The sequence below is a fragment of the Acidovorax sp. BoFeN1 genome (genome assembly GCF_003345135.1).
Classification (GTDB): domain Bacteria; phylum Pseudomonadota; class Gammaproteobacteria; order Burkholderiales; family Burkholderiaceae_C; genus Acidovorax; species Acidovorax defluvii.
This window is the reverse complement of record NZ_QOZT01000112.1, coordinates 1-10,111: the sequence shown is the minus strand read 5'-3', so window position 1 is coordinate 10,111 and position 10,111 is coordinate 1. Positions and strand designations below refer to the sequence as shown.

Below are 10,111 nucleotides of genomic sequence, written 5' to 3'. Positions count from 1 at the left end.
GTCAGGCCCCGGCCGACACCGCCACCGTCTGGCACAGCCTGGAGGCCAGCGCCGCGCTGCAGCAGCTGGGCGCTAGCGCCGACCGGGGCCTGACCGTGGAGGAAGCCGCCCTGCGCCTGGCCCGCCACGGCCCCAACCGCCTGCCGCAGTCGCGCGGGCGGCCCGCGTGGCTGCGCCTGCTGCACCAGTTCCACAACGTGCTCATCTACGTGATGCTCGCGTCGGCCCTGGTGACGGCGGCACTCGGGCACTGGCTGGACACGGGTGTGCTGCTGGGGGCCGTGGTGATCAACGCGGTGATCGGGTTTCTGCAGGAAGGCAAGGCCGAATCGGCGCTGGATGCCATCCGGCGCATGCTGTCGCTGCAGGCCTCGGTGCTGCGCGGCGGCGAGCGCCAGATGGTGGCGGCCGAGCAGCTGGTGCCGGGCGACATCGTGATGCTGGCCTCGGGCGACAAGGTGCCGGCCGACCTGCGCATCGTCAGCGCCCGCAACCTGCGTGCGGACGAGGCCGTGCTCACGGGCGAGTCGGTGCCGAGTGAGAAAACCCCCGACGCTGTGGCCGCCGACGCGCCCGTAGGCGACCGGCGCGGGATGCTGTATTCGGGCACGCTGGTCGCTTCGGGCACGGTGGTGGGCGTGGTGGTGGCCACGGGGGCCCGCACCGAGCTGGGCCGCATCAGCGCCCTGCTGGCCACGGTGGAGGCGGCCACAACCCCGCTGCTGCGCCAGATTGCCCGGTTCAGCCACTGGCTGGCAGCGGTGATCGGCGTGTTTGTGGTGGCCACGTTTGCCATTGGCGTGTGGTGGCGTGGCCAGGCACCGGCCGAGATGTTCATGATGGCCGTGGCGCTGGCCGCATCGGCCATCCCCGAAGGCCTGCCCGCGATCATGACCATCACGCTGGCGCTGGGCGTGCGGCGCATGGCCACGCACAACGCCATCATCCGGCACCTGCCCGCGGTGGAAACGCTGGGCTCGGTCACCGTGATCTGTTCGGACAAGACCGGCACGCTGACCTGCAACGCCATGACCGTGCAGCGCGTGGCGACCGCCGACCGGGTGTACGAGGTGAGCGGCACGGGCTACGCGCCCGAGGGCGGCTTTCACCTGGGCGGGCAGAGCGTGCCCCTGGGCGACCACCCGGCACTGTTGCCGGTGGCCCAGGCCGCGCTGCTGTGCAACGACGCATCGCTGGCCCATGGCGACACCGGCTGGACGCTGACCGGCGACCCCACCGAAGGCGCCCTGCTCACGCTGGCGCTCAAGGCGGGGCTGGACGCCACCAGCGAACGCGCCGAACACCCGCGCACCGACGCGATTCCGTTCGAGTCCGAGCACCGCTTCATGGCCACGCTGCACCACGACCACGCGGGCCACGCGATGGTGCTGGTCAAGGGCGCGCCCGAGCGCGTGCTGGACATGTGCAGCGCCCAGCGCCGCGCAGACGGCACCGACGAGCCCCTGGACCACGACCACTGGCGCCGCGCCGCCAACGACTGCGCGGCCCGCGCGCTGCGGGTGCTGGCCCTGGCCACCAAAACCGTGCCCGCCAGCCAGCAGACGCTGGATTTTTCGGACGCCGAGGGCGGCTTCACGCTGCTGGCCCTGCTGGGCAGCATGGACCCGCCCCGCCCTGAGGCCATGGCCGCCGTGGCCGAATGCCACGCCGCCGGCATCCGCGTGAAGATGATCACTGGCGATCATGGCGAAACCGCCCGCGCCATCGGCGCCCAGCTGGGCATCGGTATCGGCAAGCCCGCGCTGACCGGCGCCGAGATCGAGCTGCTGGACGACACCGCCCTGCAGCAGGTGGTGAGCGACGTGGACGTGTTTGCCCGCGCCAGCCCCGAGCACAAGCTGCGCCTGGTGCAGGCCCTGCAGGCGCATGGCGAGGTGGTGGCCATGACGGGTGACGGCGTGAACGATGCCCCGGCCCTCAAGCGCGCCGACGTGGGTGTGGCCATGGGCCACAACGGCACCGAGGCCGCCAAGGACGCCGCTGCCGTGGTGCTGGCCGACGACAACTTCGCCACGCTGGGCCGCGCCGTGCGCGAGGGGCGCGGCATCTACGACAACGTGCGCAAGTTCATCCTGTTCATGCTGCCCACCAATGGGGGCGAGGCGCTGGTGGTGTTCTGCGCGATCGCGTTCGGCCTGGCGCTGCCGCTCACGGCGGTGCAGGTGCTGTGGATCAACCTGGTCACCTCCAGCACGCTGGGCCTGGCGCTCGCCTTCGAGCCCGCCGAGGACGACGTGATGCGCCGCAGCCCGCGCAACCCCGGCGAATCGCTGCTGACCGGGCTGTTCGTGTGGCGCCTGGCCATGGTGTCGGTGCTGATGGCGTGCGCGGCGCTGGGCCTGTTCCTGTGGGAGCTGGGGCAAGGCGCATCCATTGCCACGGCGCGCACCATGGCGGTGAGCACCGTGGTGGTGGCCGAAATGTTCTACCTGTACAACAGCCGCCACATCCTGCACAGCGTGCTCAACCGCGAAGGACTGCTGGGCAACCTCAAGGTGCCGGCCGCCATCGCGCTGTGCGCCGCGATGCAGCTGGCGTTTGTGCACGCCGCCTGGCTGCAACAGGTGTTCGGCTCCACGGATCTGACGCTGGCCGAGTGGGGGCGTGTGCTGCTGGCAGGCGCGGCAGTGTTTGTAGTGGCCGAGGTGGAAAAGTGGGGGCAGCGCCGCTGGCGGGCTATGGCGCGGGCATGACGCCCGCTGAGCCGTTCACGCGCCTACCGCTCCAGCCACCACTGGATCACGATCTTGGCCACATAGCCGAGGAATCCCACGCCCAGCCCCAGGAACAGCACAAAGGTGCCAAACCGCCCGGCTTTGGATTCCCACGCCAGCTGGCCGATGATGAACAGCATGTACAGGATGAACGCGCCCACCCCGTAGGTGAGGAAGAAGCCCGATATCTGCGCTTCGGTAAATCCAAAGATCACGGCGCCACCCCGCTGGCGTTAGTGACGTTAGCGACGTTGGCAGCCTTGGCAGGCTCGCGCTCGGGCATGCCAGAGGCATCGACGAGATCCCGGTAGGCGTGCCAGCTGGCATGGCCCAGCACGGGCATCACCACCACCAGCCCCAGCAGCATCGAGCCCAGCCCGAGCAGCGTCAGGCCCAGGATCAGCGCGGCCCACAGTGCCATGGGCAGCGGGTTCACCACCACCGCCTTCCAGCTGGTGAGCACGGCCTGCAGCAGCGTGGCGCGGCGGTCCAGCAGCAGCGGCATGGCCACCACGCTAGAGGCAAAGATGGGCGCGGCCATCAGGCTGCCCAGTGCCAGCCACAACTCAAACAACCAGCCCTCGTCGGCCAGCACCACATGCAGCAAAAAATCTCGCGGTGTTTCGATGGGCACAGGAGCCAGCAGGGTGATCAAGGCCGCCGAGGTCACCACCCAGCCCGTGGCGGCCAGCGCCAGCAAGGCACCAAACTGCACCATGCACCAGTAGTCGTTGCCCCATTTGTGGACATGGCTGTGTTGCCAGTTGAGCCAGGTTTTGAGCACCACGGCGGTATCGGCGGGCTCGCGCTGCTCCAGTGCACGACTGAGGGCATACAGGCTGGTGGCCAGCACGGGCGCCACCACCAGAAAGCCCGAAAGCGCGCCGGCCAGCAGCCAGAACCGGTTGTAGGCCACGGCCACGATGGCGGCGCCCACCAGCGTGATAGCCAGGCCATGCGCAAAGCTGATAGAGCCTGCACGCGCCATGTCGCGCCAGCCCAGGGCCAGCCAGGCCAGTGGTTGCATCAGCCCGACAGATCGGACGACGGGCAATGGGGGCGGGGGAAAGCGCATCGTTTTATTGGGAGGAAGCGGGTGGAAAGGGTGCGGCCGGGTCATCCAGCAGACGGCACAGCTCGGTAAGGCTGGCCACGGTGGCATGGGGCGGCGTGTCGTGGGGCCAGGCTTGTTGCGCAGGGTTCAACCACACCGCCTGCATGCCGGCGGTGATGGCCGCCAGCGCATCGAGGGTGGCATCGTCGCCTACATGCAGCACCTCATGGGGCTCAACGCCCATGGCGCTGGCGGCAGCATGAAAGATGCGCGGATCGGGCTTGGCCACGCCAAACTCCTGCGCACTGATGCTGGCCTTGAAATAGTGGCCGATGCCCACGCGGTGCACATCGGCGTTGCCATTGGACACCGCCACCACGGGGTAGCGCTGCGACACGAAGGCGAGCGCCGGGTGGGCATCCTCAAACAGCTCCACACGCTGGCGCTCGGAAAAAAACACGTCAAATGCGGGCTCGGCCAGTGCAGCGTCGTCCCCGGCCTGGGTGAGGGCCAGGCGGATGGACTCGCGGCGCAGGGCACTCAGGTCGTGCCGCAAGTCGGGGCGCAGGCTCACCATCTGGTTGCGGATGGCACGCAGCGCGGCGGTGTCGGAATACAGGGTCGCAGTAGCGGGAGCATGCTCGCCCAGCCACTGCAGCAAGACCCCCTCGGCACGGGTGATGGTGGGCCAAATGGGCCACAGGGTGTCGTCCAGATCCAGGGTGACGGCGCGGACGCGGGTGATGTCGATGACGGAAGCAGACACAGTGGATAGATGCAGGGCGGGTGGCGGGCAGTGCCCGGAAAAGACCCGTCAGAGAATACCCCACACCGCCAACAGGAGCGGCCTGCAGGGATTTGCGACACACGCCCGCAGCGCTGCTCTGTGGCTCTTGATTCTTGATACATAACAAGTGACTGACCTGCCATCGGCGCCAGAATCCGCCGCGTGACATCACGCCCATCCCGCCCACGCAACCACCACCTGGCCATGGCGCTGGCCATGCTGGCGCTTTTTGCCCAGTTGTGGATGGTGCAGTTGAGCACGGTGCATTGGGGGCAGATGCTGTCGGAGCAGGCCCTTTTTAGCGATGTCTGCTCGGCACAGATCGCAACCCATTCGGGGCAAACGCCGGACACATCACCGGCCAACCACACCGGGGGCGGCTGGCTGAACTGCCCGGTCTGCAGCGCTGCTGCAGCCAGCTTTACGCCGCCCAGCCTGCCCACCGCAGTGGCGGCTATTCAGGAAGATGCGTTCTACCGCATCCAAATGCCTTCCAGCGTTGCCACAACACCACGGCGCGCCAACCTGCGCCCGCCTGCGCAGGCCCCTCCAGCTTCCGCCTGAGCTGAACACCCCCATTTTTCTCGGCAGTGCCCGCCGCCTGTGGCTGCGGCCCTGCTGCATGGGTTCGCGCCCATCCCTTTCGGTATCAAAGACATGAACACCCACATCTGTTCGCCCGCCCATCGCGGGCGCCCGTATCCTGCAGCCCTGCGTCCCCTTTGCGCCCTGCTGGCGGCCCTTCCGTTTGCGGCCCTCGCACAAGAAGAGGCCGCACTCCAGACCATCACCATCAAGGCATCCAAGGCCGCTGTGGAACCCGTGGGCGCCAGCAACCTGGACGCCAGCACCCTTCAGTCTGGCCGCACGGCCAGCAGCGACACCGCCAACCTGCTGCGCAGCGTGCCCGGAGTGAGCCTGTTTGGCGCGGGCGGTGTCTCCAGCCTGCCCAGCGTGCATGGCCTGGCCGACGATCGGCTGCGCATCCAGGTGGACGGCATGGATCTGGTTTCGGCCTGCGGCAACCACATGAATCCGCCCCTGTCGTACATCGACCCCACGCGCGTGGGCAGCGTGCGTGTGTTCGCTGGCATTACCCCGGTCAGCGTGGGCGGTGACAGCATTGGCGCCACCATCCAGGTCGACTCGCCCGCGCCCGAATTCGCCCTCGCCGGCGAGGGCCGGCGCGTCCAGGGCCAGGCTGGCGCTTTTTATCGCAGCAATGGCGACGGCATGGGCCTCAACCTCTCGGCCACCTACGCTACCGAACAGATGAGCCTGCGCTACGACGGCTCCACCGCCCAGTCCGACAACTACAAGGCGGCCCGCGACTTCAAGGCCGCCGGCCCTGCCGCCAGCGACAAACCAGCGCAGTGGCTGGGGGGCGACGAGGTGGGATCGTCGAGCTACAAGACCCGCAACCATTCGCTTGCCTATGCCTTTCGCAGTGATGAGCACCTTGTCGAAATGCGCCTGGGTGTCCAGGACATTCCGTACCAGAACTACCCCAACCAGCGCATGGACATGACGGGCAACGACAGCCACCAGTTCAACCTGCGCTACCAGGGCCAGTACAGCTGGGGCCAGCTCCAGGCGCGGGCCTACCACGAGAAAACCCGCCACGCCATGAACTTTGGCGAAGACAAGCAGTTCTTGTACGGCCCCGCCAACAACGTGCCCGGCATGCCCATGGACACCGAGGGCAAGACCACCGGCGTGCGGGTCAAGGGCGACATCACCCTGTCGGAACGCGACACCCTGCGCGCAGGAGCCGAGGCGCAGCAATACAGCCTGGACGACTGGTGGCTGCCCTCGGGCGGCGGCATGGCACCCAACACCTTCTGGAACATACGCGACGGCCAGCGCGACCGCTTTGACGTGTTTGGCGAATGGGAGTCACGCTGGAACCCGCAGTGGCTCTCGCAAGTGGGCCTGCGCAGCAGCCATGTGCGCATGAACAGCGGCGCCGTGCAGGGCTACAACGCCAACTACAACATGGAGGCCAATGCCTTCAACGCCCGTGACCGCAAGCGCAGCGACAACAACATCGACTTCACCGCCCTGGCACGCTATGCGCCCAACGCCAACGCCACCTACGAGTTCGGCTTTGCGCACAAGACGCGCTCGCCCAACCTCTACGAGCGCTACACCTGGTCCACCGGCGGCATGGCCATGCGCATGATCAACATGGTGGGTGATGGCAATGGTTACGTGGGCAACCCCGACCTCAAGCCCGAAACCGCCAACACCCTGAGCGCCACCGCCGACTGGCACGACGCCACGGGTGAGCGCTGGGGCGTGAAGTTCACGCCTTACCTCACCTATGTGAACGACTACATCGACGCCCGCCGCTGCAGCGGCAGCGGCGCCATGTCGGCCTGCACCAGCGCCAACCAGACGGCCAACACGGGCTTTGTCTACCTGCAGTTTGCCAACCAGGATGCGCGCCTGCATGGTTTTGACCTTTCGGGCTTTGCCGACCTGGGCAAGAGTGCGCAGTGGGGCCAGTTCACCCTGAGCGGCATGCTCAACTTCGTCAACGGCAAGAACCGCACCACGGGCGACCACCTCTACAACATCATGCCGCTGAACGCGCGCGTGGCCCTGACCCAGCGCCTGGGCGCCTGGACAGGCACGGCCGAGGTGCTGATGGTGGACGGAAAATCGCGCCTTTCTGCCGTGCGCAACGAGCTGCCCACTGCAGGCTACGGCCTGCTGAACCTGCGCGCCAGCTACGAGTGGAAGCAGGTGCGGCTGGACTTTGGCATCGACAACCTGTTCGAGCGCTTCTACAACCACCCACAGGGCGGCGCCTACCTGGGCCAGGGCCGCACCATGGCCGCCACGGCCGTGCCGTGGGGTGTGAGCGTGCCCGGCATGGGCCGCTCGGTCAGCGCAGTCGTGACCGTGAAGTTCTGATCCATTGAAGGGCCGGGGCGGCAGGGCCCGACATCTGCCGCCGCATTACTCCATCATGGCCTCCAGCGCCCCGATCACGGGTGCCGGAGGCTTTTTTTGCCCTGGATCCCTGCCCATAATGAACGGCTTCCTGCACTGGCAGGCCCCGTCACCCTCCACAGAAGACCCGGACCCCCATGGAATTTCGCTTGATCTACGAAGGTCCCCTGCACGGACAGGGCGCCAAGTCCTCGCACAAATGGGAAATCCGCCGCGCCCTGCATCCCCAGCTGCAACGCCTGTGGCAAGAGCGTCCGCTCAAGGACGCCGCCGCACGGCTTTTGGCCCACCCGGCCGCGCTGGGCCAGGTCTCTGTGATCGTGGAAAAAGGCGGGCTGCTGTTTGCGCCCCTGGTCACCCAGCGGCTGGACCTGTATGCCGAGCTGTCGGTGCTGCTGTTTCGCCAGCAACCGCGCGGCACTCTGATCACTGACGGTGGCGATATCGACAACCGCCTGAAAACCCTGCTCGACGGCCTGCGCGTGCCGCGCGGCGCCATGGAGGGCCGTGCAGAACTGCCCCACGAGCCAGATCCCCTTCCCTTTTTCTGTCTGCTCGAAGACGACTCGCTGGTCACCAAGGTGTCGGTCGAATCCGAACAGCTGCTGCGCCCGGCCAAGCCGGACGAGGTCGTGGCCATCATCTCGGTGCATGTGAAAAAGACCGTTTTGTCGCACGAAAATATGACGCTCTAGGAACCCGCCGGAACGCCCCCCGGAGCAAACGCCCGTACCATGCCAATCATCGCGCGCGACCGGTGCCCCGACAACAGGCCTGCCAATAATCAACCCCTTAGGAGAACCCCATGAACGAAACACTGACCACCGCCCAACGCCAGGAACTCAAGACCCGGCTGCTGGCAGTGCGCAAGGACCTTCAGGACCAGATGCAGCAAAACCGCGAGAACCTTGCGCCACCCGCCGCCGACCAGGACGGCATCGTGCAGGGCAATGTGGGCCGCGAGGTGGACCAGGCGCTCACCAACATCGATGCAGCCGACCTGGCGCGCATCGACCACGCCCTGGAGGCCCTGGAAGACGGCAGCTATGGCCTGTGCGGCGAATGCGGCTGCAGCATTCCGTTCGAACGCCTCCAGATCGAGCCGCAGACGCAGCACTGCGTGGCCTGCAAATCACGCTGGGAACAGACCAAAGGCCACGCCGGGGCACGCTAACGCCCCCTCCGCGAAACACACCGGCGTGATGCGCAGCGCACCGGCGCAAAGGCCCGTGACGGCACGCGCGGCCCTGCCATGCGGGAGAATGCGACATGCCTTTTCAAACCGAACCGCCCTATACCCACGGCCAAGCCGAGCGCACTGCCGTGCTGTTGTGCAACCTGGGAACCCCCGACGAGCCCACGGCTTCTGCCGTGCGGCGGTATCTTTCTGACTTTCTGGGCGACCACCGGGTGGTCGAGATCCCGCGGCTGGTCTGGTGGCCCATCCTGCACGGCATCATCCTGCGCACCCGGCCTGCCAAATCCGCCGAAAAATACGCCAGCGTGTGGACCCCCGAGGGCTCTCCCCTGGCGGTGTGGACTGCCAAACAGGCCACGCTGCTGCGAGGCTGGCTGGGCCAGGCCGGGCACAACGTGCTGGTGCGCCATGCCATGCGCTACGGCAATCCGTCGATCGCCAGCCAGCTTGACGCCCTCAAGGCCGAGGGCGCCACCCGCATCCTGATTTTGCCGCTGTACCCGCAATACTCCGCCACCACCACGGCGAGCGTGCTGGACGCCGTATACAGCTGGGCCGCCCGTACGCGCAACGTGCCAGAACTGCGCTTTGTCAACCGCTACCACGACCATCCCGGCTACATCGACGCCCTGGCCCTCAGCATCGAAACCCACTGGAAACACCATGGCCAACCCGACAAGCTGGTGATGAGCTTTCACGGCGTGCCCGAGCGCACGCTGCACCTGGGCGACCCCTACCATTGCGAAAGCCTCAAGACCGGCCGCCTGCTGGCCGAACGCCTGGGCCTGCGCAAGGACCACTACCAGATCACCTTCCAGTCGCGCTTTGGCAAGGCCAAGTGGCTGGAGCCCTACACCCAGCCCACCATCGAAGCGCTGGGCAAGGCGGGCACCCGGCGCGTGGACGTGGTGTGCCCCGGCTTCACCAGCGACTGCCTGGAGACGCTGGAAGAAATCAACATGGAAGTGCGCGAGGCGTTTTTGCATGCAGGCGGGCAGGAGTTTCACTACATCCCCTGCCTGAACGACAACAACCACTGGATCACCGCGCTCAGCCGTGTGGCCCAGCAGCACCTGGCGGGCTGGCCCACCGAGGTGCCCGGCGCCGCCGCGCTGGCCGACGCACGCAGCCACGCGCTGGCGGGCGGTGCGCCAGCGGGTGCCTGCCCCGCCCACGCAGGCCGCGCCCCTTGATCGCAGCCCCGCCGGCTTGAAAACTATTATTTTGATAGCTGCCAGCGCTTGATGGATAAGCGCTGGCGGCCAATTTGACTCACATTTGCATCGGCACCCGCACACGGCGCACACTGTGGCGAATGCACGCGAACAGTGCCCCCACCGCACAGCGGCCCAGAAGAAACCGACCACCCAGCCATGCCC

General features: G+C 67.2%; 9 protein-coding genes. 6 read left to right on the top strand and 3 right to left on the bottom strand.

What is annotated here, in order from left to right; translation table 11 throughout:
• Positions 1 to 38: 38 nt before the first annotated feature.
• Positions 39 to 2,714 carry a cation-transporting P-type ATPase gene (locus DTW89_RS17505; RefSeq protein ID WP_236637195.1) on the top strand — a complete coding sequence of 892 codons (2,676 nt, stop codon included), beginning with the start codon at positions 39 to 41 and terminating at the stop codon, positions 2,712 to 2,714.
• 23 nt (positions 2,715 to 2,737) lie between these two features.
• Here DTW89_RS17505 and DTW89_RS17500 read toward each other — a convergent pair whose 3' ends face one another.
• The 3 genes from DTW89_RS17500 to DTW89_RS17490 are packed head-to-tail and all read right to left on the bottom strand — an operon-like array spanning position 2,738 to position 4,555.
• Positions 2,738 to 2,950 carry a DUF2788 domain-containing protein gene (locus DTW89_RS17500; protein ID WP_008906225.1) on the bottom strand — a complete coding sequence of 71 codons (213 nt, stop codon included), beginning with the start codon at positions 2,948 to 2,950 and terminating at the stop codon, positions 2,738 to 2,740.
• Positions 2,947 to 3,762 carry a DUF2189 domain-containing protein gene (locus DTW89_RS17495; protein WP_442858118.1) on the bottom strand — a complete coding sequence of 272 codons (816 nt, stop codon included), beginning with the start codon at positions 3,760 to 3,762 and terminating at the stop codon, positions 2,947 to 2,949. The genes DTW89_RS17500 and DTW89_RS17495 overlap by 4 nt, the downstream gene beginning before the upstream one ends.
• A gap of 52 nt (positions 3,763 to 3,814) precedes the next feature.
• Positions 3,815 to 4,555, bottom strand: coding sequence for an HAD family hydrolase (locus DTW89_RS17490; protein ID WP_114656856.1), 741 nt, complete (start codon positions 4,553 to 4,555; stop codon positions 3,815 to 3,817).
• Positions 4,556 to 4,738: 183 nt separating this feature from the next.
• Here DTW89_RS17490 and DTW89_RS17485 point away from each other — a divergent pair, with 183 nt between their 5' ends.
• The 5 genes from DTW89_RS17485 to hemH all read left to right on the top strand — a co-directional run bounded on the left by DTW89_RS17485 (position 4,739) and on the right by hemH (position 9,925).
• Positions 4,739 to 5,140 carry a DUF2946 family protein gene (locus tag DTW89_RS17485; protein WP_147277678.1) on the top strand — a complete coding sequence of 134 codons (402 nt, stop codon included), beginning with the start codon at positions 4,739 to 4,741 and terminating at the stop codon, positions 5,138 to 5,140.
• Positions 5,141 to 5,233: 93 nt separating this feature from the next.
• Entirely contained in the window at positions 5,234 to 7,495 is a 2,262-nt protein-coding gene (locus DTW89_RS17480; RefSeq protein WP_114656858.1) for a TonB-dependent receptor, read from the top strand.
• A 176-nt stretch (positions 7,496 to 7,671) separates the two neighbouring features.
• Positions 7,672 to 8,229, top strand: a complete 558-nt coding sequence (locus DTW89_RS17475) for a hypothetical protein (RefSeq protein WP_114656854.1) — start codon at positions 7,672 to 7,674, stop codon at positions 8,227 to 8,229.
• Positions 8,230 to 8,339: 110 nt separating this feature from the next.
• Positions 8,340 to 8,708 (top strand): TraR/DksA family transcriptional regulator, encoded by a 369-nt coding sequence (locus DTW89_RS17470; RefSeq protein WP_024815667.1) that lies wholly within the window; start codon positions 8,340 to 8,342, stop codon positions 8,706 to 8,708.
• 95 nt (positions 8,709 to 8,803) lie between these two features.
• Positions 8,804 to 9,925, top strand: a complete 1,122-nt coding sequence (gene hemH, locus DTW89_RS17465) for a ferrochelatase (protein WP_114656853.1) — start codon at positions 8,804 to 8,806, stop codon at positions 9,923 to 9,925.
• Positions 9,926 to 10,111: the final 186 nt, after the last annotated feature.

What these genes read in the sequence shown, in the direction of transcription:
- DTW89_RS17495 (WP_442858118.1), bottom strand. Translation starts at nt 3,762, where the DNA reads ATGCAACCACTGGCCTGGCTGGCCCTGGGCTGGCGCGACATGGCGCGT.
- DTW89_RS17480 (WP_114656858.1), top strand. Translation starts at nt 5,234, where the DNA reads ATGAACACCCACATCTGTTCGCCCGCCCATCGCGGGCGCCCGTATCCT.
- DTW89_RS17475 (WP_114656854.1), top strand. Translation starts at nt 7,672, where the DNA reads ATGGAATTTCGCTTGATCTACGAAGGTCCCCTGCACGGACAGGGCGCC.
- DTW89_RS17470 (WP_024815667.1), top strand. Translation starts at nt 8,340, where the DNA reads ATGAACGAAACACTGACCACCGCCCAACGCCAGGAACTCAAGACCCGG.
- hemH (WP_114656853.1), top strand. Translation starts at nt 8,804, where the DNA reads ATGCCTTTTCAAACCGAACCGCCCTATACCCACGGCCAAGCCGAGCGC.